Here is a 24,493-nt window from a genome sequence, read left to right on the forward strand (position 1 = left end):
TCGGCGTCCCCCAGGGGGCCCGTGCGTGTACGACGTATGGACGCGTCCCGGCGGCGGTGCAAAGCTCGAAGGACCACCGCGGGCACCGCAGGAGCCGTACCGCGACAGACCACTCCCCCGCGCCCGCGTCCCGCCGCACCGTGCGAGCAGTCGGGAGGAACACATCATGGGTGACAAGGCGAACACACCCGCCGGAGCCGCCGGCAGGGCTCCGACGGCCGACCGGCCCCAGGCCGTGCGCAACGTGGTGCTGGTCGGCCACAGCGGATCGGGCAAGACGACCCTCGTCGAGGCCCTCGCGCAGACCGCCGGGGCGCTCAACCGGCCGGGCCGGGTCGAGGACGGCGCCACCGTCTCCGACTACGACGAGATCGAGCACCGCCAGCACCGCTCCGTACAGCTGTCCCTCGTCCCGGTCGGCTGGGACGGGTACAAGATCAATCTGCTCGACACCCCGGGGTACGCCGACTTCGTCGGGGAGCTGAGGGCCGGTCTGCGCGCGGCGGACGCGGCCCTCTTCGTCGTCTCGGCCGCCCAGGAGGCCGGCGCCGTCGCCGCCTCCACCCGCATGGTCTGGGAGGAGTGCGCCGCCGTCGGGATGCCCCGCGCCATCGTCGTCACCCACCTCGACACCGCCCGCACCGACTTCACGGAACTCACCGCCGTCTGCGCCGGCCTCTTCGGCCGCGACGACCCGGACGCCGTCCTGCCGCTGTACCTGCCGGTGCGCGGCCCCGAGGGCCCGGACGGGCACGCGCCCGCCACCGGACTGGCCGGCCTGCTGTCGGAGCGGATCTACGACTACTCCACGGGGGTACGGCGGGAGGACGAGCCCGACGAGGGCCAGCGGGAGCTCATCGCCGAGGCCCGTGCCCGGCTCATCGAGGGGATCATCGCCGAGAGCGAGGACGAGACCCTCATGGACCGCTATCTGGGCGGCGAGGAGATCGATCTGAAGACGCTCGTCGACGACCTGGAGAAGGCCGTCGCCCGGGGCGCCTTCCACCCGGTGCTCGCGGCCGCGCCCGCCGCGGACGGCGGCACGCAGGGCCTGGGCACCCTCGAACTCCTGGAGCTGATCACCGGCGGCTTCCCCTCTCCCCTGGAGCACGAGCCGCCGGCCGTCACCACCCCCGACGGGCGGCCCCGTCCCCCGATCGCCTGCGACCCCGAAGGGCCGCTGGTCGCCGAGGTCGTCAAGACCGCCGCCGACCCCTACGTGGGCCGGATCTCCCTGGTCAGGGTCTTCTCGGGCACGCTGCGGCCCGACCAGACCGTGCACATCTCGGGTCACGGCCTCGCCGACCGGGGGCACGAGGACCACGACGTCGACGAGCGGATCGGCGGGCTGACCTCCCCCTTCGGCAAGCAGCAGCGCCCGCAGGCGCACTGCATCGCGGGCGACCTCGCCTGCGTCGCCCGGCTCGGCCGCGCGGAGACCGGCGACACGATCTCCGCCAAGGACGACCCGCTGCTCATCGAGCCGTGGAGCATGCCGGAGCCGCTGCTCCCGCTCGCCGTCGAGGCGCACGGCAAGGCCGACGAGGACCGGCTCTCCCAGGGCCTCGCCCGGCTGGTCGCCGAGGACCCGACGCTGCGCCTCGAACAGAACCAGGACACCCGGCAGGTCGTGCTGTGGTGCCTCGGCGAGGCCCACCAGGACGTCGTCCTGGAACGCCTCCGCGGCCGGTACGGAGTGCAGGTCGACGCCGTCCCGTACAAGGTGTCGCTGCGGGAGACCTTCGGCGCGCCCTCGGCGGGCCGGGGACGGCACGTGAAGCAGTCCGGCGGCCACGGCCAGTACGCCATCTGCGAGATCGAGGTGGAGCCGCTGCCCCCGGGGAGCGGCATCGAGTTCGTCGACAAGGTGGTCGGCGGCGCCGTACCCCGTCAGTTCGTCCCCTCCGTCGAGAAGGGGGTACGGGCCCAGGCGGCCAAGGGCGTGGCCGCCGGCTACCCGCTCGTCGACATCCGGGTCACCCTGCGGGACGGCAAGGCCCACTCGGTGGACTCCTCCGACGCGGCCTTCCAGACGGCCGGCGCGCTCGCGCTGCGCGAGGCGGCCGCCGACGTGCCCGTCCATCTTTTGGAGCCGGTCGCCGAGGTGCAGGTCCTCGTCCCCGACGAGTACGTGGGGCCGGTCATGAGCGACCTGTCGGGGCGGCGCGGCAGGGTCGTCGGCACCGACCAGGCCGGCCCGGGCCGGACGCTGGTGCGGGCCGAGGTGCCGGAGATCGAGATCGGGCGGTACGCGATCGACCTGCGCTCGGTGTCGCACGGCACCGGACGGTTCGACCGCAGCTACGCCCGGCACGAGCCGATGCCGCCGCAGCTGGCGGAGCGGGTCCGCGAACAGGCCTGAAACGGCTCCTGCCTGACGTGGCGACAGGGCCGCACGTCCGCCCGGCACATGCCGGGCGGACGTCATTCGGCCGTCAATATCCACAGGCGGTGACGCATCCGCCGGTACCCGGTTACGCTGTGGTGCCCAGCTCAGAAGGTGTGCGGGGCGCGGCAGTTGGGAACAGCCCGCACAGGTACTCGCGCGCGATGGGGGCGGCAGTGGCGATCGACGGATTCGGACCCGGGGCACAGATTCCCCTCCAGGGCTCCGGCGGTGGTACGGCGGCGACGAACGCGCTCGCCTCCGCCGCGTACCGGGACAGTCCCCTGGACACCATCAAGCAGGCCGACAACGACCTCTACAAGACCACGGTCAAGGAGGGGAAGTGGGGGCTCTTCAGCCCCGACCTCGGCGAGGCCTTCTCCCGCGCGGTCCAGGTCCGCATGCTCGGCGGTGCCCGCAAGGCCCTCATCCAGTCGTTCGGCGCCGAGCCTCAGCCCGTCGTCGAACACTGCCTGGCCGCCACGCACCTCCGGCGGCAGCGCGACATCAAGCTGACCATGGTCACGTTCTTCTGCGGCGTCCTCTTCCTGCCCGGCATGCTGCTCTGGCTCGGCGTCATCCAGATCCGCCGTCTCGTCGCCGGCTCCGACAACAAGCGCCACGGGGCCCTCGGCACCGCCCTCCTCTGGGGCGCCGGGATCATCGCCGCGCTCGTCCTGATCAAGCTGCCCTTCGACGGGTTCCTGCCGAACTACCTGCGCGCGATGGTCGTCGCCCCGGTGATCGGCTGGTACCTCGCGAGCCGGATCTGCATGAACGCCGCCGTCGACCTGCGTGAGCGCTGGGCCGGCCTGCTCGGCGGCGGCGGGATCGGCCCCTACGTCCCCAAGTCCGTCCCCCAGGACCCGGGCGAGAAGTCGGCGGAGGCGCTCCGGGTCAACCTGGAGAAGCTCTCCGCGGAGCAGCAGTCCAACATCGTCTTCTACGCCGGCAGCAAGGGGATCCTCGGTCTGGGCACCCGCTGGGGCAGCTGGTCGCTCGCCGAGGCGCTGGTCCCCCAGCCCGGCCGGGAGATGCACGCCTTCCGCGCCTGGGACGTCATCCGCAGGATCCACGACGAGCTGACGCTCCTGGAGCGCGGCGCCCTGAAGACCGGCTTCCCGAAGCCGACCGTCAAGCACTGGATCGTCTCCCCCGTCGGCGAGGGCGCCGACGAGGTCGCCCGTCCCGAGGGCGACAACATCGTCCACTTCCAGGTCAAGCCGCACGAGATACAGCGCATCTGCAACGACCAGCAGTTCGACGCGGGCAACCGGCACTACCTCGGCGTGCAGTTCACGCTCTGGGGCGGGAACCTGATCCTCACGATGATGGTCACCGTCACCTCGCTGCACGACACGCTCCGGATCGAGGTCACCGGCCACGCGCTCGGCCCCGTGCACGGCCTGTTCACGACGAAGCCGAAGGCGAAGACCAGGGAGGTCTCCAAGACCGTCCGCTTCTGGGAGACGAAGGAGATCCAGCAGCCGCTGCTCGGGACGAACGACATCGTCCGGCTCGCGGTCCGCGCCCCGCTCTCCTGGTACCCGCCGATACTGGACTACCTCGGCGGCAAGATGACCCTGCCCGAGCCGTTCGGCCTGCGGCACGTCTGGGCCGGGCCGCTGTGGAAGAACCGCTTCATGGCCGACGACGCCATCCGCATGGCGACGCCGGTGCTCCGCGCCGTCCACGCCGCGACCATCAAGGTCCTCGACGAGCACAACGTGGACACGGAGCGCTTCACCAACCGCTCGCTGTTCCTCAGCGCCGGCATCCAGGACCCCGGCCCGAAGAAGGCCGACGTCTACGACGCCTGACCCGGGTCCCGGAGGGGAGCCGTCGGATCAGATGGAGGCCGGCCAGGCGTCGGCCAGCATCTTCCGGGTGTCCGCGAGCAGCTGCGGGAGCACCTTGGTGTGGCCGACGACCGGCATGAAGTTGGTGTCCCCGCCCCAGCGCGGCACCACGTGCTGGTGCAGGTGGGCGGCGATCCCGGCGCCCGCGACGGCACCCTGGTTCATGCCGATGTTGAAGCCGTGCGCGCCGGACGCCGCCCGCAGCGCGACCATCGCGCGCTTCGTGAAGGCGGCCAGCTCGACGGTCTCCGCCTCGTCGAGGTCGGTGTAGTCGGCGACGTGGCGGTACGGGACCACCATCAGGTGGCCACCGTTGTACGGGTAGAGGTTGAGCACGGCGTACACGGCCTGGCCGCGTGCGATCACGAGACCGTCCTCGTCCGACTTCGACGGAATCGAGCAGAACGGACAGCCGTCCTCGGCGCCCGGCCCGGTCGGCTTGTTCTCCCCCTGGATGTACGCCATCCGGTGAGGCGTCCACAGGCGCTGGAACGCGTCCCGCGTCCCCACTCCGATCTGCTGCTCGGGCTCAGTCGTCATGCTGTGCAGCATATTGCTTCGCCCGTTCGGAACGTGTCGCCGGGGCAGAAGATCCATGCAGCGGCCATGCTGATCCGATGAGCGTCAGGCCACCGGATCCACCGCTGCGGGAGCGCTGGGACCGACGTATGGAGATCCCGCTCGCCGTGGCTTCCCTCGTCTTCCTGGCGGGCTACGCGGTCCGCATCCTCGCCGGCTCCCACCTTCCCAAGGCCTGGGTCGACCTCTGCCTCGCCGTCATCCTGGCCGCCTGGGCCGTCTTCGGCGTGGACTACGCGGTACGCCTCCGGCTCAGCGGCCAGGGTGTTCTGCGCTTCGTCCGCACCCACCTCCTCGACACCGTGGTCCTGGTCCTGCCGCTGCTGCGGCCGGTGCGCATGGTGAACCTCTACTACCGGCTCCAGGGCCGCCGCGACACACCCCGCTTCAGCCTCTACGCGCGGGTGATGGTCTACGCCGGTCTGAGCGCGTCCCTGCTGGGCTTCGCGGGGGCGCTCACCGTCTTCCGGTTCGAGCGGGACGCCCCCGGCGCCTCGATCCTCACCTTCGGCGACTCGGTCTGGTGGACCTGCGCGACGCTCGCGACGGTGGGGTACGGGGACGTGACGCCGGTGACCCCGATGGGCCGGCTCGTCGCGGTGGGCATGATGGCCTGCGGTCTGGCGCTCCTGGGCGCGGTGACGGGTTCGTTCTCGTCCTGGCTGATCCAGGTGTTCACCCGGGAGGACGAGCGGGAGGACGAGCAGAGGCCCCCGGGGGGTTCCCCGGGGGCCTGATCCCCGCTCACGCGGGGAACACGTCACACCTGGACGCGTCGCTCCACCACGTCGACGAGCTTGGCGATCGCCTCGTCACGCGGAATGCCGTTCTCCTGCGAGCCGTCGCGGTAGCGGAAGGAGACGGTGCCGGCCGCCATGTCGTCGTCGCCGACGATGATCATGAACGGCACCTTCTGGCGCTGCTGGTTGCGGATCTTCTTCTGCATCCGGTCCGACGAGGCGTCCACCTCGACCCGCAGGCCGTGCTTCTTCGCCTCGGCGGCGAAGTCCTGGAGGTAGTCGACGTGCGAGTCGCCGATCGGGATGCCGACGGCCTGCACCGGGGCCAGCCACGGCGGCATGGCACCCGCGTAGTGCTCCAGGAGCACCGCGAAGAAGCGCTCGATGGAACCGAAGAGCGCACGGTGGATCATGACCGGGCGCTGCTTGGTGCCGTCCGGCGCGGTGTACTCCAGGTTGAAGCGCTCCGGCAGGTTGAAGTCGAGCTGGACGGTCGACATCTGCCAGGTGCGGCCGATGGCGTCCCGCGCCTGCACCGAGATCTTCGGACCGTAGAACGCGGCGCCACCCGGGTCGGGGGTGAGCGGGAGGCCCTGCTTCTCGGCGACCTGCTGGAGGACGGCGGTGGCCTCCTCCCAGGCGTCGTCCGAGCCGACGAACTTGGTCTCGTCCTTGGTGGACAGCTCCAGGTAGAAGTCGGTCAGACCGTAGTCGCGGAGCAGGTTGAGGACGAAGGTGAGGGTCTTGTCCAGCTCCTCCGCCATCTGCTCGCGGGTGCAGTAGATGTGCGCGTCGTCCTGGGTGAAGCCGCGGGCCCGGGTCAGGCCGTGGACGACGCCGGACTTCTCGTACCGGTACACGGTGCCGAACTCGAAGAACCGCAGGGGCAGCTCGCGGTAGGAGCGCCCGCGGGCGTCGAAGATCAGGTTGTGCATCGGGCAGTTCATGGGCTTGAGGTAGTAGTCGGTACCACCGTCGAGCTGCATGGGGGGGTACATGCCCTCCGCGTACCAGTCCAGGTGGCCGCTCTTCTCGAAGAGGGCGCCCTTGGTGGCGTGCGGCGAGTAGACGAACTCGTAGCCCTCCTCCTCGTGCCGCTTGCGCGAGTAGTCCTCCATGACCCGGCGGATGATGCCGCCCTTGGGGTGGAAGACGGCGAGGCCGGAGCCGATCTCGTCCGGGATGGAGAAGAGGTCGAGCTCGTTGCCGAGCTTGCGGTGGTCGCGCTTCTCGGCCTCGGCCAGGAAGTCGAGGTGGGCCTTCAGCTCGTCCTTCGACGGCCAGGCGGTGCCGTAGATGCGCTGGAGCATCGGGTTCTTCTCGCTGCCGCGCCAGTAGGCGGCCGCGTTGCGCATCAGCTTGAACGCCGGGATGTTCCGGGTGGTGGGCAGGTGCGGACCGCGGCAGAGGTCCTTCCAGCACAGGTCGCCGGTCTTGGCGTCGAGGTTGTCGTAGATGGTCAGCTCGCCGCCGCCCACCTCGACGTTCGCGCCGTCGTCGGTCGACGCGGAGCCCTTGATGCCGATGAGCTCCAGCTTGTACGGCTCGTCGGCGAGCTCCTCGCGGGCGGCCTCGTCGGTCACCACGCGGCGGGCGAAGCGCTGGCCGCGCTTCTGGATCTCCTGCATCTTCTTCTCGATGACCTTGAGGTCCTCGGGAGTGAAGGGCTTCTCGACGTCGAAGTCGTAGTAGAAGCCGTCCCGGACCGGCGGGCCGATGCCCAGCTTGGCCTCGGGGAAGAGCTCCTGCACGGCCTGGGCCATGACGTGCGCGGTCGAGTGGCGGAGGATGTCGAGACCGTCCGGGGAGGAGATCTCGACGCCCTCGACGACGTCGCCGTCGGCGAGCTCGTACGACAGGTCCTTCAGTTCGCCGGCCACGCGGGCGGCGATGACGGTGCGGTCGTCGGCGAAGAGGGCACCGGCGGTGGTGCCCGCGCTCACCGCCCTCTCCTCTGCCTCCGAGGCGGACTGGACGGTCACACGGACTTCAGACACTGGTGTTCTTCTTCCTTTGGGGCGCGGGCAGACACGAGGTGCCGGCGCCGGCGGTGCGCAACAGAGACGAGGTGCCGCGCACCGCTGATGTTACCGAGCCGTCCGTGCCCTCCGCGAAACGGTTTCCCCCGGCCGCGCGCTCCGGCCCCTCGTTTCCCGGCCCCGCTCACTCCTCGTCCGGCCCGCACGCCTCCTCGAAGAAGTCGAGGTTCTCGTGGAGGGACTTCATCAGCCGGTCGCGTTCCGTCTCGTCGACCTGGACGGGGACGACCCCGGAGGCGTCGGTGAGGCGCCGGAAGCCGCCCCGGCTCTCCAGGCGGCCGACGACCCGGATGGGGAGGCCGACGAGGTGGGCGTGGCCGGCGGTGCGGTACGCCTCCTCGTCGAGGGCGACGCGGACGTGCGGGACCTCCGCGCCGGCGAGGACCCGGAGGCGTACGGTGCCCTCGCCGCGCGGCCCGGAGCGGCGCATGCGGACGACGGCGCCGGTGAGCCGGACGGGTACGGACGGTTCGTCGGTCAGGTAGCGGGCGCTCGCCTCGCGCAGGGCGGGCAGGTCGCCGGGCGAGAACTCGACGGGTTCGGGCCGGGCCGCGCACCCGTCGGGGGCCCCGGCCGCCGGCGCCCAGGCCAGGGCGACCCGGGCGCCCTCGGTGCCCCGGACGAGGGTGACGAGGGCCTCGGTGAGCTCGCGGCTGACGCCCGCCGCGACGGCGGCGTCGAAGGCCTCCATCCCGCCGGTCGCCCGCTGGTAGTCCGTGGCCTCGCGGGCCGCGTGGAGCGCGTGGTAGAGCCGTACGGCGATCGGGCGGCCCGGTTCGACCGGCAGGAAGGCGGTGAGCCCGCGCCCGCCGGGTGCCGCGCCGACGACGACGGTCTCCAGGGAGGCCTGGGCGGCGCGCCGGTGCCGGGCGCCGTAGTAGCCGGCCCGTCCGCGCGCGGCCAGGGCGCCGGCGAGGAGGAGCTGGCGGGCGGCGGACCTGAGCTGTTCCTGTACGGGCCAGGGCACGGTCCCGGCCGGTCCCGGGGGCACGTCGCGCCACCAGCGGATCTCGTCGCTGGGTACGGACAGGCCGGTGAGGACCTCGCGGGCGGAGGGCGTGGCGCTGCGGGCGAGGGCGGTGAGCGCCTCGCCGAGCAGGTCCTCGCAGTCGGGGAAGGCCCGGCTCTCGGGGACGAGGAGGCTCGTACCGCCGTGGGCCTCGCTGCCGGGCGGGGTCCAGCGGCTGTAGCGGCCGGCGGCTCCGCCGCGACGCCGCCAGCCGTGCCGGGCGAGCAGGGCGCCGAGGACGCGCGGGTCGACCCGGCCGGGGTCGGGCGCGCCGTGGACGTCGGCCCAGGGCCCGGCGGGCGGGGCGGGGATCCCGGTCCAGGGGCCGGGGGTCTCGCCGGGCGCCGGGTGGGGGCGGTAGGGCGGGGGAACGGGGACGGGGCCGCGCCCGGCCCCGTCCCCCTCCCCGAACCCCGGTTCGTCGATCGGCCGGTGCATCAAGGTCTCCCTCCCACGCCGACCCGGGTCATGATCTCGCAGAGCGCCCGGTCGTCGAAGATCCGCGTCGTCGGGACGCGCACGGTGGTCCGGCGCCGTCCCGTGACCGGGTGTCCGGCCAGGTTGGTCCAGTAGCAGCAGTGCCGCAGGTCGAGCCGGTCGTGACTCGCCCTCAGCCAGTCCTCCTGGGACCTCGGGACGAGCATCACGACCAGGATCTTGTGCACGGACACGGGGGTCCGGGCGAGTTTCACCAGGTGGTCGTTGTCGAGGGTGAAGGAGAACGCGCTCCCCGGCGGGCGGGGAGGTATCTGGTAGGTGCACTTGAGCTGCACCTTGATGGTGACTTCGTCGTCGACGGTGTGTCCGGGCGAGCCGTGGCTCACGTGCCAGTCGATGCCGTTGTCCGGAAAGGGCTGGGACAGCGAGCAGCCGGCCGCGGCGGCGACGGCGTGCAGGTATCCCACCTGGAGGGTCTCCATGCATGCGGTGGTGGCGAGTGAGCCGCGCGTCGGTGCCAGCCGCTGGGGCGGCAGCCCTCCCGACTCGGGCTGGGCGAGCGCCATGTCGTTTTTCCTTCCCCGTCCCCTCTGTTGTGACCGGTCCGCGTACGGCGCAAACAGTGCGGGTATCACCGCTTTGGGGCAGGGGGTTGGCCATCTGCCGCACGTGTGCGAGGAGTTCGGGGATGACGACGCACTGGTACGAGGGGCCCCTGGCCGCTTTCGACACGGAGACCACGGGAGTTGACGTCGAGGGGGACCGGATCGTCTCGGCCGCCCTGGTCGTGCAGGACGCCGCCGGGGCGCGGCCGCGGGTGACGCGCTGGCTGGTCAATCCGGGCATACCCGTGCCCGCGGAGGCCACGGCGGTGCACGGCCTGACGGACGATCACCTCCAGCGCAACGGCCGGTGGCCGGCTCCGGTGATGGAGGAGCTGGCGCGCGCGCTGGCCGAACAGACCACGGCGGGACGTCCGCTGGTGGTGATGAACGCGCCGTTCGATCTGACGATCCTGGACCGCGAGTTGCGGCGGCACCGGGCGTCCTCGCTCGGCACGTATCTGGAGGCCACGCCGCTGTGCGTGCTCGATCCGCGGGTCCTCGACAAGCACCTGGACCGGTACCGGAAGGGCCGCCGGACGCTGACGGACCTGTGCGCGCACTACGAGGTGGAGCTGGCGGGGGCGCACGACGCGGCGGCGGACGCGACGGCGGCGCTGGACGTCGTACGGGCGGTGGCGCGCCGGTTCTCGTCGCGGCTGGAGCGGCTGACGCCGTCGGAGCTGCACACGCTCCAGGCGGTGTGGCACGCGGCGCAGGCCCGGGGGCTCCAGGCGTGGTTCAGTCGGCAGGGGACGCCGGAGACGGTGGATCCGGCGTGGCCGCTGCGGCCGGAACTGCGTACGGCGGCCTGACACATGACAGAGGCCGGTCCGTCTTTCGACGGACCGGCCTCTCCCGGTGGGCGATACTGGGATCGAACCAGTGACCCCTTCGGTGTGAACGAAGTGCTCTCCCGCTGAGCTAATCGCCCGGGAACGGGTTGAACCATACAGGCCTTCGCGCCCTGGGTTCAAACCGGCCCGCCCGCCGCCCGATCGCCGCCGCTCGTCGAGGCCCTCCGTGCGACTCCCCTCATCTCGGCCGCGAGCCCCCGCCGCCCGCCGCGCATCATCAGGGCGTGGTTGGCCCGGAAGACGGGCCGTCCGGGGAAGGCGAGGAGTCGCAGGAGCCGGGCGCGCACCTCGACCTCCTGCTCGTACTCGACGCGGGCGCCGGCGCCCTCCGCCGTGATCGTCCAGCGGGCCCAGCCCTCCAGGTCGCCGCCGAGGCCGATCTCCAGGACCCGGGCCGCCGGGTCGCGGCGCAGTGCGCGGACGGTGACGACGAGGTCGTACGGGAGGACGGAGCGGAACCGGGCGGTGCCGGTGGCGTCGTCGAGCGGGACGACCTCGCGGACCTGGGGCCACCAGCGGGGGTAGTCCTCGGCGCGTTCGAGTGCGGCGTACACGGCGTCGGGCGGGGCGGGCAGCCGCCAGACGCTGCGGAAGCGGTAACGGCACCAGTCCATGCCCCCAGTGTGGGGGGTACTCAGGCGCGGATATGAGTACGTGGACGCATTCCCGCGCCGTGTGGCCGGGGCCACACTCCGGGTATGGACACTTCCCTGCCGCCCGCGGACGAGCTGGTGCTCGTCGACCGCGAGCTGGCCCAACTCGACGCGCGCCGGTCCCAGTTGCTGGCCAGGCGGGCCTGGCTGATCCGGGCGCTGTACCAGCCGGCCGCCGCCGTGGCTCCGTCGTGGCCCCCGCGCCCGCCGGTGGCGGACTCGACGCCGCGGAGCGCGCAGAACGTGCTGCTGACGCTCGGCGGGACGCTGCTGACGATCGCGGCGGTCGCCTTCACGCTGGTCAGCTGGGGCTCGATGGGACTCGGCGCCCGCGCGGCGGTGCTGCTCGTGGTGACCTCGGCGGCGCTCGCGGCGCCGGTGGTGCTGCTGCGCAGGGGTCTGGTGTCGACGGCCGAGTCGGTGGCGGCGCTCGGTCTGGTCCTGATGGTGCTCGACGCGTACGCGCTGCACCGGGTGGCGCTGCCGGAGACGGACGGCCTGGGGTACACGGCGGTGGCCGCCGCCGTCCTGGCGGGCGCGTGGACGGCGTACGGCTCGGCGCTGTCGCGGCTGCGGATCCCGCTGCCGGTGGCCGTGGTGGCGGCCCAGCTGCCGCTGCCGCTGGGTGTGCTCGCGGCCGGCGGCGGCCCGACGGTGTTCGCCTGGGCCGCTCTCGTGACGGCGGCGGCGGACGCGGCGGCGGACCTGTGGGCCCGGCCGGCCGCGGTCCGGATCACCGCCGCCACGGGGGCGACCGCGCTCGGCGGCTGGTCGCTGCTGACCGGCGGCTGGCTCTCGCTCACCTCCCCCTGGACGGGCGCGCCGCTGCTCCTCGCGGCTGCCGCGCTCACCCTGTACGTCGCCCGGCGCACGCCCGCGCTCGCGGGCCCGGCCGCCGCCGTCGCCGGCCTGGCCGTGGTCGCGGCCTTCGGCGGCCTCCTCCGCGCGGCCGTCCCGGCCGACTGGGAGGTCCCGGGCTACGTCCTGTGCGGTCTGGCCCTCACGGCGGTCCTGCGCCTGCCCTCGTCCGCTCCGGCGACGCCGGAGGCGGCCGACGCCCCGGCCCAGTCCTCGCCCTCCGGGGCGTGGCCGCTGCCGCGCGCCCAGCGGGCGGGTCTGGCCGCCGCGGGTGCCGGGGTCGCGGCGCTCGGGGTCGTGTGGGCGCTGCCGCCGGCGGTGGCGGGGCTGCTCGGGCCGGTGGCCCGCACGACGGACGTCTGGTCGGGCGAGCACGCCGAGCGGGCGCTGACGTCGTACCCGGCGACCGCCGTCCTGGTCCTCGTCGTGGCCGTCGCCGTTCTCGCGGCGGTCCCCCGGCTCTGGGCCCGCTGCGGCGCCCTCGCGCTCGCCTGGTCGCTCCTGACCGCCCTGCCGGTCTCCCTGGACCTGCCCTACCCGGTGACGCTCGCCCTCCAGCTCCTCACCGCGGCGGCGGCGCTGTGGACGGCCGTCCGCCCGGGTCCGCTGACCCGCGGCCTGCGGCGCCCGGAGGCCCCCGCGACCACTACCGCCCCTGCCGGGTCGGCCGACACGGCCGCGGAGCCGCCGGCGCGGGCCACCGGCGGTCCGGCGGCCCCGGTCGACGGCCCCGGGGCTCCCTGGGGCCCCTGGACGCCCTCCTCGACCCGCCTGGCGGCGGCCGTCGTCGACGCCCGTACCGCGCTCGGCTGGATCGCGTACGCCGGCGGGCTCGCGTCCGCGGTGAGCGCGGTCGGACTCGCGCTGGACGTGCGAGGGGCGACGTTCGCCGCCCTCGGGGTGCTGCTCGCGCTCTTCACGGGGGTCGCGGTGCTCGGCGCCGACGCGCGCCGCCTGGTCTCCGCCTGCGCGGCGGTGCTCACGGCGACGGGGCTGGTGTTCGCGGTCGCGGCGGCCGGCGGGTTCGAGGACCACTGGACGGCGCTCGGATTGCTGCTCGTCCCGGCGGCGACGGCCGCGGTCGGCTCCAGGGCGCCGCGCCCGGTGGCCCTGACGGTGGAGATCACGGGCGCGGGCGTGGGGCTGCTCGCCCTGGGGATCGCCGCGTCCCGGCCGGCGTTCCTTGCGCTCGCCCTGGCGCTCGGCGGGGTGATCGCGGCGGCGACGGCGGTACGGCCGGAGCGGCGGCGGTTCGCCTCGTGGACGGCGGCGGCGCTGTTCCTGCTGGCCACCTGGGTGCGCCTGGCCGTGTGGGACGTGACGACCCCCGAGGCGTACACGCTCCCGGTGACGGTGCCGGCCCTGGTCGTCGGGTTCCTGCGGCGGCGCCGGGACGCGGAGGCCTCGTCCTGGACGGCGTACGGCCCGGGTCTCGCGGCGACGCTGCTGCCGAGCCTCGTGGCGGCGTGGACGGACCCGGAGTGGACCCGCCCGCTGGTCCTGGGGATCGCGGCGCTCGTGGTGACGCTCCTCGGCGCGCGGTTCCGGCTCCAGGCGCTGCTCGTGCTCGGCGGTGCGGTGCTGGCCCTGGACGGGCTGCACGAGCTGGCGCCGTACGTGGTGCAGGCGGTGGGCGCGCTGCCGCGCTGGCTGCCGCCGGCCCTCGCCGGGCTGCTGCTGCTCGGGGTGGGTGCCACGTACGAGCAGCGGCTGCGGGACGCCCGGAGGCTGCGGGAGCGGCTCGCCCGGATGCGGTGAGGAACGACGAAGGCCCGGAGACGGTGTTCCGTCTCCGGGCCTTCGTGCCGGGTGGTGGGCGATACTGGGATCGAACCAGTGACCCCTTCGGTGTGAACGAAGTGCTCTCCCGCTGAGCTAATCGCCCGGGCACACCCAGAACATTACCCCATGTCAGCGGGGCTCCCGAACCACCGCGAGATCACTGATCGATCTTCCACGGCATGACGAAGCCGAACTTCCAGAGATAGACGCCGAGCAGGGCGGCGATGATCACCAGGCCGATGGTGGTGAGGATGATGTTCCTGCGACGGACCTTGGGATCGAGGGCCCGCTGGGCGGCCTCGGTGACCTTCCGCTTGGTCCAGCGGAGCACCAGCTGCGCCCAGACGAACTCGGTCGCCCAGATCGCCATGCCGCCGAAGATGACCAGCCAGCCGGGGCCGGGGAGCGGCAGCATCACCACGCCGGCGCCGACCACGGCGAGTCCCACGATGAAGACGCCGACCTGCCAGCTCACATGCAGGCCCCGCCGCGACTTGATGAACTCCGGGGCGCGCGATCCCAGTTCGGCCTCCTGGCCGTCTCCGGACTCCTCGGCGCGCTCGTCACTCTCCGCATTCATGCACTCCAACCTACCGGACCGGAGAGCGCCACCGGAATGGCGGTATTACCCAAAGTTACACGCGTCCATACGAGCTACCTGAACGATCACAAAACCGACAGAGGGGTTTACAACGCCACCGGAGGTGGCATGTCGATTTCGCCGACGTGCGAATCCCCGAGCGCACACTGAGCGAAAGGCCCTGGCGCTTATGAACACCACGGTCAGCTGCGAGCTGCACCTGCGCCTCGTTGTGTCGAGCGAGTCCTCACTGCCTGTACCCGCGGGCCTGCGGTATGACACGGCCGATCCCTATGCCGTGCACGCCACCTTCCACACCGGAGCCGAGGAGACGGTCGAGTGGGTCTTCGCCCGCGACCTTCTCGCCGAGGGGCTGCACCGGCCCACCGGCACAGGCGACGTCCGTGTCTGGCCATCCCGTAGTCACGGCCAGGGAGTCGTCTGCATCGCGCTGAGCTCACCCGAGGGAGAAGCCCTGCTCGAGGCCCCGGCGCGGGCCCTGGAGTCGTTCCTCAAGCGGACCGACGCCGCCGTGCCACCGGGCACCGAGCACCGGCACTTCGACCTCGATACGGAGCTCTCCCACATCCTGGCCGACAGCTGAGCCAGGCCGACAGCCGCACGGCGCCGTCCGACTCGGGGCGACGGCGCCGCGCGGACAGTCACATAGGCACGACATCCGGCGCTCCCACCGTGCAGCCGGCACGGTGGCGGGCGCCGCTGTCATTTTCCGGGTCGCGCTAAAGTCAGCGCCATTCCGCGGGCGCCCGCCCGCGGCCGGCCAGGGAGCGAATCGTGCTGATCCCCCACGACACCCGGATCGCCCTCGACACCGTCGTCGATCTGATGAACACCGCGCCGCAGGGCGACCGCGACGACGAGCTCGCGGACATCCCGGGACTGCACGCCTTCGTGCGGGCACACAAGATCAGCGGCGTGGGCGACCTCGGCCCCGACGACCTGCGGGCCGTGCGGGACGTGCGCGAGAAGTTCGCGGCGGTCTTCTCCGCCCCCGAGGCCCGGATCGCGGCCCCCCTGATCAACCAGCTGGTGGCCGGCGCGGGTACCACCCCGCAGCTCACCGACCACGACGGCTACGACTGGCACGTGCACTACTTCGCGCCGGGCGCCTCGGTGGCCGACCACCTCGCGGCCGACTGCGGCATGGCCCTCGCCTTCATCGTCGTGGGCGGCGAGCAGGAGCGACTGCGGCGCTGCGAGGCGCCGGACTGCGGCCGGGCCTTCGTCGACCTCTCCCGCAACCGCTCGCGCCGCTACTGCGACAGCCGCACCTGCGGCAACCGACTGCACGTGGCCGCGTACCGGGCGCGCCGCAAGGAAGCGGCCGGCTGACCCCCGACGCGGCGCGGCCGGTCACAGCACGAAGAGATCGTGCAGGGCCGCCGTCAGCAGCAGACAGCCGATCACCGCCAGGAAGATCATCAGCGGTGGCTGGGAGAGCGCGAACAGGCAGCCGCGCGGCTCTTCGGCAGGGGCATCGGGGGTGGCGGGCAGGGGTTCCCGCGAAGTTTCCAGCATCTCGGGGGGATGATCGCGCACTGCGGGGCCCCGAAATCCCGCAACACGCCCCACGGAAGGGGCCGTTCACCCCTTCCCGTGGATCACGGGAACGGGAACCGCCAGAAGCGATCAGATTCCGTGCTTCTTCAGAATCGCCTCGATGTCGCTGAAGTCCTCACCGGACGCCTGTCCGGCCTGCGGCTTCGCCGCGGTCACCCCGCGCGAGGGCGCCGAGGCGGCCGGCGCGACGGCCTTCGGCTCCGCTCCCCCGGTCGTCTCCTTGCGGCCGCCCCGGCGCCGCTCCACCGCCCTGGTCGACAGGAAGAGCAGGAAGGCGAGGCCCAGCACGCCGAATCCGGCCCACGCCACCGGGCTGAACGCCGTGTCCACGATCCAGTCGACGGCGCCCGTCATCACCAGGCCGAGCGGCACCAGCGAGTAGGCCGCGATCCGCGCCGCCGACAGGAACCGCTTCCGGTAGGCCGCCACCGCGGCGATACCCAGGCCCGCCGCGGACACCGCGGAGCAAATGGTCTCGGCGAGCATGCGATCCTCCAGGTCCCGGGTGATACGTCCCTTCCATCCTGCACCGGAGAGACCGTCGCGGGCCACGCCCCGGGGCCCGTCTCAGGGAGATCTCCGGGTCGCCCCGGCCGGATCTCCTCCCCAGGTCCCGGTGAGGGAGACTGCTGTCATGAGTGACTCCACCACCGCATCCGCCTCCCCCGTCGTCCTGGAGGCCTGGTTCGACCTCCAGTGCCCCGACTGCTTCACCGCCCTCGACGACGTCCGCGCGCTCCGCGAGCAGTACGGCGACCGGCTCGACGTACAGCTGCGCCACTTCCCGCTGGAGAAGCACAAGCACGCCTACGCCGCCGCGCAGGCCGCCGAGGAGGCGGTCGAGCAGGGCAAGGGCTGGCCGTACGTGGAGGCGCTGCTCGCCAGGACCGCGGAGCTCGGCGACCGCGGCGAGCCGGTCCTGCTCGACGTGGCGAAGGAACTCGGCCTGGACGCCGAGGAGTTCGACACCGCACTGATCGACGGCCGCCACCTGCTCACCGTCGACGCGGACGAGGCCGAGGGCAAGGCGATCAAGGTCACCGGCACGCCGACGTACGTCATCGACGGCGAGCGCCTGGACGGCGGGAAGAGCCAGGAGGGCCTGCGGGAGCGGATCGCGGAGATCGCCGACCGCCTCCTGAACGACTGAGCGGCCGAGAGGCCGGGCAGGCGGTCGGCCTGCGGGACGGGATCGCGGGCATCGCGGACCGCCTCCTGAACGACTGAGCGGCCGATCCCCCGAGCGGCCGGACGGGGTGGTCCCTAGCGCAGCTCCTTGGCGCTGTTGACGAGCGTCGTGCGGTAGCCGAGGGACTCGTACAGGCGGATCGCCGGGGTGTTGCCCGCGAAGACGTGCAGTCCGAGGCGGGTGTCCCCGGCCTCCCGCGCGACGCGCTCGGCGAGCAGCATGAGCGCCCGGCCGTAGCCGAGGCCGCGGTGGCCCTCGTCGACCTCGATGTCGTACACGAAGGCCGCCCACGCCCCCGGTTCGAGCTCGATGCGGCCGGTCCACAGGAAGCCGGCGGGCAGCCCGTCCCGGACGACGACGTGGATCGCGACGCCGGGGGTGGCCAGGCCTTCGGGGAGGTACCTGCGGTGGCTGTCCTCGGCCTTGGTGCGGGCCTGCTCCTCGGGGACGCCCCGCTCGATCCAGCTCTGCGCGAAGCCCTCCTTGGCCCGCGCCTCCCACTCGGCGTACTCACCGTCGTTCATCGGCCGGACCTCGACGCCCTCCGGCAGGGCCGGCGGCTCGACGGCCAGTTCCTTGACCATGTTGCGGCTGCGTTCGGTGTAGCCGAGCGAGCGGGCCATCCGCAGCGCCGCCTCGGCGTCGGCGGGCACCGAAACCTGCACCTCGACGCAGCCCCAGCCCCGCAGCACCTCCTCGGAGGCGAGCGCGGCGACCGTGCCCCGGCCGCGCCGCCGGTCCGGCTCGTCGACCCGGATCTCGTCGATCACGCCGGAGGCCGCCCCGAAACGGGGGTCGGTCGAGAGGCGGACGGAGCCGACGCGGCGGCTGTTCACACACACGTCGTAGACACGGGAACGGCCGCCGTCGGGCGTCTGCTGAAGCGGCTCGGCCGGCCGCAGGGTGGTGGTCATCAGAGGAGTTCTACCCACCCCGGGGGCCGTCCGTCATCCGGATTTCGCGGGCTCCTCCACGATGCCGGACGCCCGGACGCCCCGGACACGCGGGCGGTGGGCACGTGGGCACGTGGCCACGGTCTCCGACTTACGGGCATGCGGGCCTACTGGCTCATGCGAGCCGCGGGTCCCGGTCGCGGGCCGCGCGCTCGTCGAAGATCCGCATCGCCTTGGCCGTGACCGGGCCGGGCGCGGGCGCGGACTCCCGGTCGTCGACGCGGTGGACGCCCTGGATGTCACGGAGGGTCGAGGTCAGGAAGACCTCGTCGGCGCTCGCCAGGACGTCCAGCGGCAGATCGGCCTCCTCGGCGCCGGTCCACTCCACGGCGAGGGCGCGGGTGATGCCGGCGAGGCAGCCGGAGGAGACCGGCGGGGTGAGGATCCGGCCGTCGACCACGACGAAGACGTTGGAGCCGGTGCCCTCGCACAGCTGCCCCACGGTGTTGGCGAAGAGCGCCTCGGAGGCCCCCTGCTCGCGCGCCCTGGCGAGGGCGACGACGTTCTCGGCGTACGAGGTGGTCTTGAGCCCGGTCAGCGCGCCGCGCTCGTTGCGCGTCCAGGGCACGGTGATCACCGCGGTGGAGTCGGGGCGGCGGCCGGTCTCGCCGAGGGCGACGACGAGGCTCGCGCCGGAGTCGCCGCGCTCCGAGCCGAGCGGGGAGAGCCCGCCGGTGTACGTGATGCGGAGCCGGCCGAGTTCCACCGGGTTGGCTTCGAGTACGGCGGCGACGGCCCCGCGGACCTCGTCGAGGTCCGGGTCGGGCAGGCCGAGACCGCGGGCCGAGCGGGTCAGGCGCTCCAGGTGGAGCGTGAGAGCAAACGTTTCCCCACGCTCGGTCTTGACCGTCTCGAAGATGCCGTCGCCGACGGTCAGCCCGTGGTCGAGGACGGAGACCCGGGCGGCCTCCTCGTCGTACAGCCCGCCGTTGACCCACAGTTTCATCGAGAGATGGCCTTTCCACTCGCCTCACGGGCGCCCGACTCGTCGCCGCCCGACGCTATCGCGACCAGCCGTGACGCCTTCAGCTCGGTCTCCTCCCACTCGCGCTCCGGGTCGGAACCCCAGGTGATCCCGGCGCCGGTGCCGAAGCGGAGGACGCCCTCGGGACGGTCGATCCAGAAGGTGCGTATGCCGACGGCCAGCTCCGCGGTGCCCGCGTCGGCGTCGACCCAGCCGATCCCTCCGCAGTACGGGCCCCGGGGCGCGGTCTCCAGCGCCTCGATGATCCGCAGCGCGCTGGACTTGGGCGCCCCGGTGACGGAGCCGGGCGGGAAGGTCGCGCCGAGCAGCTCGGGCCAGCCGGCGTCCTCGCGCAGAATGCCGGTGACGGTGGAGACGAGGTGGACAAGGCCGGGGTGCTCCTCGAGTGCGCAGAGCGCGGGGACGGCGACGGAGCCGGTCTCGCTGACGCGTCCCAGGTCGTTGCGGACCAGGTCGACGATCATCACGTTCTCCGCGTGGTCCTTGGGGAGCAGGTCGGCCGCGGTGCGGCCGGTTCCCTTGATGGGGCCGGAGGAGATCAGGGCCCCCTCCCTGCGGAGGTAGAGCTCGGGGGACGCGGTCGCGATCTCCACGCCGTGGGCCGGCAGACGGATCGTTCCGGCGTAGGGGGCGGGGTTGCCGCGGGCGAGCAGCGCGGTGAGGGCGTCCACGTCGGCGGCGGCCGGGTCCGGCAGCGGCGCGGTCAGCACCCGGCAGAGGTTCGCCTGGTAGACCTCGCCGCGCGCGATGTGCTCGCGCACCCGCCGCACGCCCGCGATGTACGCGGCGCGGTCGAGGGAGGACGTCCAGTCACCGGTGGCGGGACCGCGCCAGGCGCCGGGGACGGGCGCGGGCACCGGGTCGGGCCGCACGTCTCCGAAGCGGGCGCACGTGAGGCGCCCTTCGAAGTCCGCGCAGACGGCCCAGAAGCCGGCGGAGTCCAGGGCCTCGGGGTCGTGGGTGACGTCCCGGAGATCGGTCGCGACGAGGCCGCCGAAGCGGGCCAGAGGAGCAAGGTCGTGCACGCATCGAGTCTAGGTCCGCCGGCGGCGGACCATCGGGGGCGCACTTCTCGGGGCTGCCCGCCACCCGGGGAACACGGCGAGTGAACGCCACACGAACCCTCCGGGCTGCCCGGCCGGGCGCCCCGGTCGCTCCGCAGGTCAGCACGCTGCGGAAACGCGTTTTTGTGCTGGCCCAGGAATCCGCTAGAGTTCAACACGTCGCCGGGACGCGCAAGCGGAACGGAAACGACAAGCGGACGTGGCTCAGTTGGTAGAGCATCACCTTGCCAAGGTGAGGGTCGCGAGTTCGAATCTCGTCGTCCGCTCGATGTGGGGGATCTTCCCGAACCCCTGTATTCACTCCTGGTGGAGTGGCCGAGAGGCGAGGCAACGGCCTGCAAAGCCGTCTACACGGGTTCAAATCCCGTCTCCACCTCCAAGGACGATTAGCTCAGCGGGAGAGCGCTTCCCTGACACGGAAGAGGTCACTGGTTCAATCCCAGTATCGTCCACTGGACCTTCGGGTCCTGGGTCTTCGGATCCCCCGCGCGATTAGCTCAGCGGGAGAGCGCTTCCCTGACACGGAAGAGGTCACTGGTTCAATCCCAGTATCGCGCACACAGTTCCCGCACCTTCGGGTGCGTCCCGCGCGATTAGCTCAGCGGGAGAGCGCTTCCCTGACACGGAAGAGGTCACTGGTTCAATCCCAGTATCGCGCACACAGTTCCCGCGCCCTCGGGTGCGTCCCGCGCGATTAGCTCAGCGGGAGAGCGCTTCCCTGACACGGAAGAGGTCACTGGTTCAATCCCAGTATCGCGCACCATTCGAAGAAGCCCCCGGCCGCAGCTCGCGGTCGGGGGCTTCTTCGTCTCGCCCGGCAGGCGTGAGCGGCGGTCGGCACCCGTGGGTGCCGACCGGTTCCGCCCGGGAGCGGGTCAGGAGGAGAAGAGCATCCGCCCGAAGCCGCGCTGACGGTAGTGACCGCCGCCGTGGTGGCCGCCGTGGTGCTGCGGGGCGCCCCAGGCGGGGGCCGCGGGTGCGGGCTGCGCCGGGTAGGCCGGCGGGGCGGGCGGGGCCTGCTGGGCCCACTGGGACTCCAGGCGGGTCAGGGCCTCCAGCTCGCCGAAGTCCAGGAATATGCCCCGGCAGCCGCTGCACTGCTCGATCTGGACGCCGTTGCGGTTGTACGTGTGCATGGCCGCATGACACTTGGGACACTGCATGCTCGGCTCAACTCCCTGACATTGCCGTTCGAATGGTGGCCTCACCTTACGTGGACGCCGGATCGGCCGATACGGTTCGATGTCCCGCGATACGCGCACACGTGTCGACCATCACGGCCTCGACCTCGTCGAGTTCACGACCCCCGGCCGTCGCCTTCGCCACGGCGAGCGCGGCCGTCTGCACCGTCAGAGCCCGGGCCGGCACGTCGAGTCGCACCCACGGGTCCGCCCCGACCGCGGGACCTCCCGCCTCCTGGTACGCGCCGAGGAAGCGGGACCAGACCTCCGGCGGCAGGATGCCCGCGGCGAACCACGCGGCGGGCCGGGCCAGATCCCATGCGGGGTCGCCGAGCCCGGCGTCGTCGATGTCGATCAGCCGCCACCGCCCCGGCGTCCGCCCCTCCTCGGACCCGCTGTCGCGGACCAGTTGACCCAGGTGGAAGTCACCGTGGCAGAGCCGCAGTGGAGCCGGTCCGGCGCCGTCGCGATCGGGCGCGCCCTCGCGGTCACGGCCGGGAAGCGTCCGCCAGGCGGCGAGGACGGTGGCGGTCGCCGGGTGGCCGGGCGCCGCCCGGACCATCCGGTCCACCGCGAGTCCCACCTTCACCCGGGCCCGCATCTCCGGCAGGCCCGACGCCGATCCGTGCGGCGGCGGTGTCCGGTGGAGGACGGCGAGGAGCCGGGCCGCCTCCTCCCAGGGCGCGGCGTCCGGGTCCGCGGGGTCGACGGGAGACCCGTACGGCCAGACCGTGACGGGCCGGCCCCCGAACCGGTCCGACGCCTCGGGCCCGAGGCCCGGGAGCGGCGGCAGGAAGACGGCGGCGACGTCCGGGTGTCCGGCGAGCGCGAGCCGGGCCCGGTGCGCCTCCGGATCGGTGTCGGGGGCGTGCGCCTTGACCACGAGCCGCCCGTGCCGCACGACGGTCCCGTCCTCCCGGTCGGCGAGCACCCCGACGGCTTCGCCCGGGCACCGGCAGGACGCACCCGCCTCGTGGGCGGCGTCCCGCGCGACGGCGGCGAGCCGGTCGAGCGGGATCCGCGGGCCGGGCAGGGTCGGTAGGGGCGGGTTCGGGGCGACGGAGTCCACGCGGGGAGCGTACGGGGTGGGTGCGGGACGGCACTCGCCCGGCACCGGGAAAGCGCGAGGGCCGGTCAGCTCCCCAGCTGACCGGCCCCACGCTGCCGTCCGCCGCACCCCCGTCCCCACGGGGTTGATGGCCGGATGTCCCGACCCGGGCCGCTCTCCCGGGTCCGGGGCGCCGCTCAGCGCCCCAGCATCACGCCCACGGACGACGCCTGTGTGACCACTGCGTCCCAGCCGCCGAAGACGACTACGAGCAGGGCCGCGAGAGGGAGGACCATGGCGGTGGCCACGAGGGGGTGGCGCTGGCCCGAAGGCCGGGTGCTCGTCCGCGGTGCCGTGAAGGCCATGGGTCCTCTCCTGCTCTGGTCCGGCGCGGCGGGTGCGTTGACCTCGGGGGACGAGTGCTGCACCCGCCGCTTGAATTCAAGATTAGGGAGCGGGGAGCGCCGGGACGTCATGCCCGCGTACCGACTTGCGGGCCTCCCGGAGGATGAGGACCGTCCGTGCGGCGTACTCCCCTGGGTGGAGACGGGGGCTCCGATCACGGGGTCTTCCCGGAGGGGGCGGGGTAGGGGCGTGACTTCGCTCACTTCGCGGAGTACGGGCCGCGGGCCGGCGTCGGCCGGCCCGGCGGGCGGGCCGCCGGGCCCGCGCGCGGGTTTCACGACGTCCCGTCAAGTGGGTTCCGGACAAGGGGGGTTGGAATGTGCCGCCGTCCCGTGCGGCACTGTGGCGTTCCCGTCAGCACTGACAATCGATCCCGGACGAGGGCGCGGCCTATGAGCGCGTTCGGGCGCCACTACGTAAGCTGTGCCACGTCGAACGGACGAGGGGACGGACATGGCGATGATGCGGCTCCGGCGCGAGGATCCGCGGATCGTCGGGTCGTTCCGGCTCCACCGCAGGCTGGGGGCCGGCGGGATGGGCGTCGTGTACCTGGGGTCCGACCGGCGCGGCCAGCGCGTGGCGCTGAAGGTGATCCGGCCGGATCTGGCCGAGGACCAGGAGTTCCGGTCGCGGTTCGCCCGCGAGGTGTCGGCGGCCCGGCGGATCCGCGGCGGTTGTACGGCCCGGCTCGTCGCCGCCGACCTGGAGGCCGAGCGCCCCTGGTTCGCCACGCAGTACGTGCCCGGCCCCTCGCTGCACGACCGGGTCGCCGAGGAGGGCGGGCTGCGCGCCGCCGACGTCGCCTCGATCGGGGCCGCGCTCTCGGAGGGCCTGGTCGCCGTCCACGAGGCCGGGGTGGTGCACCGGGACCTGAAGCCGTCGAACATCCTGCTCTCCCCCAAGGGCCCCCGCATCATCGACTTCGGCATCGCGTGGGCCACCGGGGCCAGCACCCTGACCCACGTGGGCACGGCCGTGGGCTCGCCCGGCTTCCTCGCCCCCGAGCAGGTGCGCGGTGCGGCGGTCACGCCGGCCACCGACGTGTTCTCGCTCGGTGCCACGCTCGCGTACGCGGCGATGGCGGACTCCCCCTTCGGACACGGCAGTTCCGAGGTCATGCTGTACCGGGTGGTGCACGAGGAGCCGCAGCTGCACGGAGTGCCGGACGCGCTGGCGCCGCTGATCCGCGCCTGTCTGGCGAAGGACCCCGAGGACCGGCCCAGCACCCTCCAGCTGTCGATGCGGCTCAAGGAGATCGCCGCGCGCGAGGCGCAGGGTCTTCCGGTGTCCCGGCCGCCCGTGCAGCGGGAGCGGACCGAGGAGCGGAGCCCCGCGCGGCCGACGGAGCGGTACACCGAGCGTGACACCCGTGGGCGCGACCCGGAGCGCGCTGCCGACCGCGACCGTGGTGCCGAGCGTGACCGGGGTGCGGACCGCGAGCGGACGGCGGGGCGTGGTGCCGGGCCGTCCTCGCGGCCGTCCGGCGGTTCGCGGACCGGTAATTCGCGCCCCCAGCCGCGCACGGGCACCCGGCCCGGTGCCCGCTCGACGTCGACGGGCCGCCGCCCGGCCAACCCGCGGCTGCTGCGCCAGCGGCTCTTCGTCTTCGTGGTCGTGACCCTGGTCGTGGCCCTGGGAATCGCCGCGGCCCAGGCCCTCCAGGGCTAGGGCCGGTCCGGAAAGCAGTCCCGACGAGCCTGGGCCG

23 protein-coding genes and 8 tRNA genes are annotated in these 24,493 nt (G+C 73.0%); 15 read left to right on the plus strand and 16 right to left on the minus strand.

Annotation, left to right across the window (positions count from 1 at the left end; genetic code table 11):
• The first annotated feature begins 166 nt into the window (after positions 1 to 166).
• Together MRBLMG1_RS02910 and MRBLMG1_RS02915 are read left to right on the plus strand one after the other, a co-directional pair.
• The gene (locus MRBLMG1_RS02910; RefSeq protein WP_367820392.1) at positions 167 to 2,362 is read left to right on the plus strand and encodes an elongation factor G-like protein EF-G2; all 2,196 of its coding nucleotides are present in this window, start codon (positions 167 to 169) and stop codon (positions 2,360 to 2,362) included.
• Between the two features lie 188 nt (positions 2,363 to 2,550).
• On the plus strand, positions 2,551 to 4,206 hold the full coding sequence (locus MRBLMG1_RS02915) for a hypothetical protein (RefSeq protein ID WP_367820394.1): 1,656 nt from the start codon (positions 2,551 to 2,553) through the stop codon (positions 4,204 to 4,206).
• Between the two features lie 27 nt (positions 4,207 to 4,233).
• Here MRBLMG1_RS02915 and MRBLMG1_RS02920 read toward each other — a convergent pair whose 3' ends face one another.
• Positions 4,234 to 4,797: an HIT family protein gene (locus MRBLMG1_RS02920; RefSeq protein WP_367820396.1), complete on the minus strand. Its 564-nt coding sequence runs from the start codon at positions 4,795 to 4,797 to the stop codon at positions 4,234 to 4,236.
• 65 nt (positions 4,798 to 4,862) lie between these two features.
• Between MRBLMG1_RS02920 and MRBLMG1_RS02925 the strand changes: the two genes are divergently transcribed.
• Positions 4,863 to 5,561: a potassium channel family protein gene (locus MRBLMG1_RS02925; protein ID WP_367820398.1), complete on the plus strand. Its 699-nt coding sequence runs from the start codon at positions 4,863 to 4,865 to the stop codon at positions 5,559 to 5,561.
• A gap of 23 nt (positions 5,562 to 5,584) precedes the next feature.
• On the opposite strand, the gene thrS is transcribed toward MRBLMG1_RS02925, so the two are convergent.
• The 3 genes from thrS to MRBLMG1_RS02940 all read right to left on the minus strand — a co-directional run bounded on the left by thrS (position 5,585) and on the right by MRBLMG1_RS02940 (position 9,616).
• Positions 5,585 to 7,561 carry a threonine--tRNA ligase gene (gene thrS / locus MRBLMG1_RS02930; RefSeq protein ID WP_367820400.1) on the minus strand — a complete coding sequence of 659 codons (1,977 nt, stop codon included), beginning with the start codon at positions 7,559 to 7,561 and terminating at the stop codon, positions 5,585 to 5,587.
• 166 nt (positions 7,562 to 7,727) lie between these two features.
• A complete protein-coding gene (locus MRBLMG1_RS02935) occupies positions 7,728 to 9,050 on the minus strand; it encodes a hypothetical protein (RefSeq protein WP_367820402.1) in 1,323 nt (440 codons plus the stop codon).
• Positions 9,050 to 9,616: a DUF4365 domain-containing protein gene (locus MRBLMG1_RS02940; protein WP_367820404.1), complete on the minus strand. Its 567-nt coding sequence runs from the start codon at positions 9,614 to 9,616 to the stop codon at positions 9,050 to 9,052. Before MRBLMG1_RS02940 ends, MRBLMG1_RS02935 begins: the two co-directional genes overlap by 1 nt.
• 122 nt (positions 9,617 to 9,738) lie before the next feature.
• Between MRBLMG1_RS02940 and MRBLMG1_RS02945 the strand changes: the two genes are divergently transcribed.
• Complete coding sequence (locus tag MRBLMG1_RS02945) at positions 9,739 to 10,467, plus strand: 3'-5' exonuclease (RefSeq protein ID WP_367820406.1); 729 nt, start codon at positions 9,739 to 9,741, stop codon at positions 10,465 to 10,467.
• A gap of 47 nt (positions 10,468 to 10,514) precedes the next feature.
• On the opposite strand, the gene MRBLMG1_RS02950 is transcribed toward MRBLMG1_RS02945, so the two are convergent.
• Together MRBLMG1_RS02950 and MRBLMG1_RS02955 are read right to left on the minus strand one after the other, a co-directional pair.
• Positions 10,515 to 10,586 (minus strand) — tRNA-Val (locus MRBLMG1_RS02950).
• A gap of 39 nt (positions 10,587 to 10,625) precedes the next feature.
• Positions 10,626 to 11,123 carry an SRPBCC family protein gene (locus tag MRBLMG1_RS02955; RefSeq protein ID WP_367820408.1) on the minus strand — a complete coding sequence of 166 codons (498 nt, stop codon included), beginning with the start codon at positions 11,121 to 11,123 and terminating at the stop codon, positions 10,626 to 10,628.
• Positions 11,124 to 11,207: 84 nt separating this feature from the next.
• Between MRBLMG1_RS02955 and MRBLMG1_RS02960 the strand changes: the two genes are divergently transcribed.
• A complete protein-coding gene (locus tag MRBLMG1_RS02960; protein WP_367820410.1) occupies positions 11,208 to 13,778 on the plus strand; it encodes an SCO7613 C-terminal domain-containing membrane protein in 2,571 nt (856 codons plus the stop codon).
• Positions 13,779 to 13,830: 52 nt separating this feature from the next.
• Here MRBLMG1_RS02960 and MRBLMG1_RS02965 read toward each other — a convergent pair.
• A tRNA-Val gene (locus MRBLMG1_RS02965) sits at positions 13,831 to 13,905 on the minus strand.
• A gap of 54 nt (positions 13,906 to 13,959) precedes the next feature.
• On the minus strand, positions 13,960 to 14,382 hold the full coding sequence (locus MRBLMG1_RS02970; protein WP_367820411.1) for a TIGR02611 family protein: 423 nt from the start codon (positions 14,380 to 14,382) through the stop codon (positions 13,960 to 13,962).
• 190 nt (positions 14,383 to 14,572) lie between these two features.
• Here MRBLMG1_RS02970 and MRBLMG1_RS02975 point away from each other — a divergent pair, with 190 nt between their 5' ends.
• Both MRBLMG1_RS02975 and MRBLMG1_RS02980 read left to right on the plus strand, forming a co-directional pair.
• Positions 14,573 to 14,986, plus strand: a complete 414-nt coding sequence (locus MRBLMG1_RS02975; RefSeq protein WP_015032345.1) for an SsgA family sporulation/cell division regulator — start codon at positions 14,573 to 14,575, stop codon at positions 14,984 to 14,986.
• A 191-nt stretch (positions 14,987 to 15,177) separates the two neighbouring features.
• Entirely contained in the window at positions 15,178 to 15,735 is a 558-nt protein-coding gene (locus MRBLMG1_RS02980) for a CGNR zinc finger domain-containing protein (protein ID WP_367820414.1), read from the plus strand.
• 21 nt (positions 15,736 to 15,756) lie between these two features.
• Here MRBLMG1_RS02980 and MRBLMG1_RS02985 read toward each other — a convergent pair whose 3' ends face one another.
• Both MRBLMG1_RS02985 and MRBLMG1_RS02990 read right to left on the minus strand, forming a co-directional pair.
• Positions 15,757 to 15,921, minus strand: a complete 165-nt coding sequence (locus MRBLMG1_RS02985; protein ID WP_367820416.1) for a hypothetical protein — start codon at positions 15,919 to 15,921, stop codon at positions 15,757 to 15,759.
• 111 nt (positions 15,922 to 16,032) lie between these two features.
• Positions 16,033 to 16,449, minus strand: coding sequence for a hypothetical protein (locus MRBLMG1_RS02990; RefSeq protein ID WP_367820418.1), 417 nt, complete (start codon positions 16,447 to 16,449; stop codon positions 16,033 to 16,035).
• 148 nt (positions 16,450 to 16,597) lie between these two features.
• On the opposite strand from MRBLMG1_RS02990, the gene MRBLMG1_RS02995 reads away from it, so the two are divergent.
• Positions 16,598 to 17,113 carry a DsbA family protein gene (locus MRBLMG1_RS02995; RefSeq protein WP_367820420.1) on the plus strand — a complete coding sequence of 172 codons (516 nt, stop codon included), beginning with the start codon at positions 16,598 to 16,600 and terminating at the stop codon, positions 17,111 to 17,113.
• Positions 17,114 to 17,226: 113 nt separating this feature from the next.
• Here the strand turns inward: MRBLMG1_RS02995 and MRBLMG1_RS03000 are convergent, their stop codons facing one another.
• The 3 genes from MRBLMG1_RS03000 to MRBLMG1_RS03010 all read right to left on the minus strand — a co-directional run bounded on the left by MRBLMG1_RS03000 (position 17,227) and on the right by MRBLMG1_RS03010 (position 20,115).
• A complete protein-coding gene (locus MRBLMG1_RS03000; protein WP_367820422.1) occupies positions 17,227 to 18,066 on the minus strand; it encodes a GNAT family N-acetyltransferase in 840 nt (279 codons plus the stop codon).
• A gap of 154 nt (positions 18,067 to 18,220) precedes the next feature.
• The gene (locus tag MRBLMG1_RS03005) at positions 18,221 to 19,051 is read right to left on the minus strand and encodes an aminotransferase class IV (RefSeq protein ID WP_367820424.1); all 831 of its coding nucleotides are present in this window, start codon (positions 19,049 to 19,051) and stop codon (positions 18,221 to 18,223) included.
• Positions 19,048 to 20,115 (minus strand): chorismate-binding protein, encoded by a 1,068-nt coding sequence (locus MRBLMG1_RS03010; protein WP_367820426.1) that lies wholly within the window; start codon positions 20,113 to 20,115, stop codon positions 19,048 to 19,050. Before MRBLMG1_RS03010 ends, MRBLMG1_RS03005 begins: the two co-directional genes overlap by 4 nt.
• A gap of 232 nt (positions 20,116 to 20,347) precedes the next feature.
• On the opposite strand from MRBLMG1_RS03010, the gene MRBLMG1_RS03015 reads away from it, so the two are divergent.
• The 6 genes from MRBLMG1_RS03015 (at position 20,348) to MRBLMG1_RS03040 (ending at position 20,917) form a co-directional block, all read left to right on the plus strand.
• Positions 20,348 to 20,420: transfer RNA gene (locus tag MRBLMG1_RS03015), tRNA-Gly, on the plus strand.
• 39 nt (positions 20,421 to 20,459) lie between these two features.
• Positions 20,460 to 20,533: transfer RNA gene (locus MRBLMG1_RS03020), tRNA-Cys, on the plus strand.
• 1 nt (position 20,534) lies between these two features.
• A tRNA-Val gene (locus MRBLMG1_RS03025) sits at positions 20,535 to 20,606 on the plus strand.
• Between the two features lie 34 nt (positions 20,607 to 20,640).
• Positions 20,641 to 20,712, plus strand: a tRNA-Val gene (locus MRBLMG1_RS03030).
• 29 nt (positions 20,713 to 20,741) lie between these two features.
• Positions 20,742 to 20,813 (plus strand) — tRNA-Val (locus tag MRBLMG1_RS03035).
• A 29-nt stretch (positions 20,814 to 20,842) separates the two neighbouring features.
• Positions 20,843 to 20,917 (plus strand) — tRNA-Val (locus MRBLMG1_RS03040).
• Between the two features lie 112 nt (positions 20,918 to 21,029).
• On the opposite strand, the gene MRBLMG1_RS03045 is transcribed toward MRBLMG1_RS03040, so the two are convergent.
• The 3 genes from MRBLMG1_RS03045 to MRBLMG1_RS03055 all read right to left on the minus strand — a co-directional run bounded on the left by MRBLMG1_RS03045 (position 21,030) and on the right by MRBLMG1_RS03055 (position 22,748).
• A complete protein-coding gene (locus tag MRBLMG1_RS03045) occupies positions 21,030 to 21,317 on the minus strand; it encodes a zf-TFIIB domain-containing protein (protein ID WP_367820428.1) in 288 nt (95 codons plus the stop codon).
• A 46-nt stretch (positions 21,318 to 21,363) separates the two neighbouring features.
• The gene (locus tag MRBLMG1_RS03050) at positions 21,364 to 22,368 is read right to left on the minus strand and encodes a phosphotransferase enzyme family protein (RefSeq protein WP_414721485.1); all 1,005 of its coding nucleotides are present in this window, start codon (positions 22,366 to 22,368) and stop codon (positions 21,364 to 21,366) included.
• Between the two features lie 212 nt (positions 22,369 to 22,580).
• Positions 22,581 to 22,748, minus strand: a complete 168-nt coding sequence (locus MRBLMG1_RS03055) for a hypothetical protein (protein ID WP_362564892.1) — start codon at positions 22,746 to 22,748, stop codon at positions 22,581 to 22,583.
• 493 nt (positions 22,749 to 23,241) lie between these two features.
• Here MRBLMG1_RS03055 and MRBLMG1_RS03060 point away from each other — a divergent pair, with 493 nt between their 5' ends.
• The gene (locus tag MRBLMG1_RS03060) at positions 23,242 to 24,456 is read left to right on the plus strand and encodes a serine/threonine-protein kinase (RefSeq protein WP_367820431.1); all 1,215 of its coding nucleotides are present in this window, start codon (positions 23,242 to 23,244) and stop codon (positions 24,454 to 24,456) included.
• The last annotated feature ends 37 nt before the right edge of the window (positions 24,457 to 24,493 follow it).

This window comes from Streptomyces sp. LMG1-1-1.1 (assembly GCF_040815545.1).
Lineage (GTDB): Bacteria > Actinomycetota > Actinomycetes > Streptomycetales > Streptomycetaceae > Streptomyces.